This window comes from Candidatus Protochlamydia sp. W-9, from assembly GCF_001950615.1.
GTDB lineage: Bacteria > Chlamydiota > Chlamydiia > Chlamydiales > Parachlamydiaceae > Protochlamydia > Protochlamydia amoebophila.
The window spans coordinates 1-212 of sequence record NZ_BCPZ01000250.1; the positions used below are offsets into that span (position 1 = coordinate 1).

Sequence of the window (212 nt, forward strand, 5' to 3'; positions counted from 1 at the left end):
ATGATTTTTGGAAGTCTTTTGAGCAGAAATGGAATAAACAGTTAATTGATCATGGCAAAACAAAGCGAGGACCTCAACCTGAACTATCGATACCAGAGATGATGACAATCGTCATTTTATTTCATCAATCAAATTATCGAACATTTAAGCACTTTTATGGGTATGTTACCAAATACTTAGTTAAAGAATTTCCAAACTTAATTAGTTATAGC

Annotated in this window: 1 pseudogene; it reads left to right on the top strand. The window is 31.6% G+C overall.

Annotated features, from left to right (window positions below):
- Positions 1-212 (top strand): annotated as a pseudogene (locus BU804_RS07995) (IS982 family transposase); the annotation flags it as partial.